General features: G+C 56.2%; 1 protein-coding gene and 1 pseudogene. Both read right to left on the bottom strand.

What is annotated here, in order from left to right:
• On the bottom strand, positions 1-685 hold a 685-nt coding region (locus G9Q73_RS18945), incomplete at its 3' end, for a choice-of-anchor D domain-containing protein (protein ID WP_177421173.1).
• 274 nt (positions 686-959) lie between these two features.
• Positions 960-1070, bottom strand: a pseudogene (locus tag G9Q73_RS20630) (hypothetical protein); the annotation flags it as partial.
• Positions 1071-1145 lie beyond the last annotated feature (75 nt).

Genomic DNA, 1145 nt, shown 5'->3' with positions numbered 1-1145 from the left:
ATGAAACACCCTCAATAACATTGCCAAACGGCACCTGAAGATCCTCTGCAGGCACTACGGAATCGGTAACCGTAATGTCCGGCACCAGTGCGACTGTCCCTGTGCCCGCCAGGTTGATCGTAACGGTGGCTTCATCTGCATCGTCGGACGGGATGTCAAAGCTGTCAACGAACGCCCCTATGGCCGTCGGTTCAAACCTGACCGTCAAGGCGCAGCTTGCCGCCGGCGCCAGGATCTGCGTTGAACAGGTATCATTCAGGATACTGAAGGGCGCCACCAGCACGTCCAGCGCACCGATATTCCCGATAGTCAGATCGGCATTTCCATCATTGGTAATGGTAACTGTCTCATCCGAAGTCGTGGCCTGGGTGACATTACCAAAGGCAATCGCGAGATCGTCCACCGGAGCGACGGAATCGGTAACGGTGATATCCGGCACCGCTAACCCTATACCCGTACCGTCAACGTTGACCGTTACCGGGTTTTCGTCCGGATCGTCGGAGGGAATATCGAAGGTGTCGCTGAAAGCGCCGGTCGACGGTGGCGAGAAGCGCACGGTTAAGGAGCAACTGGCGAACTGGGTCAGTGTCTGCGTCGAGCAGGTGTCGTTCAGAATACTGAAGGGTGCTACCAGCGCGTCCAGCGCACCGATATTTCCGATAGTCAGATCTGCGTTTGCCTGCATCGTTGAGTCACGGTCACCGATCGGTGGTCATCTCGTTGATATCACCGGCGACCTGCAGGTCATCTATCGGCGCGACCGAGTCGGTGACGGTGATGTCGGGGCAGGGACCACCGTGTTCACTATAGACATAGACAGCGCCGATTATTAGCTACGATGCCGAGTAGCCCCGCATATGCCCCGATGGCTTGCGGTGTCGCCATCGATCGAACAATGGCCAACCGAATCTACCAAAGCCGTGCCGTCAGAGGCCAGGAGTTTCTGCTCTACCCATTGGTCAGTACCGGGTCACGCGCGTAGAAAAGGAACGTGATGGCATCAAATTTAGATTGTCATCACCATAGTATGCGCCCACTACCGCGTAGTCTCCGCTGATGCCAACAGACTGGCCAGAAACTGTTCAGGACGTGGCGCAGTATCATAGAGCCACTGTTGCTGCGTCCAGATACCGATTGGCAGGATA

The organism is endosymbiont of Lamellibrachia barhami (assembly GCF_011947365.2).
Lineage (GTDB): Bacteria > Pseudomonadota > Gammaproteobacteria > Chromatiales > Chromatiaceae > QGON01.
Note: the sequence above shows the minus strand (reverse complement) of the source record. Positions and strands in the feature narration are given on the sequence as shown.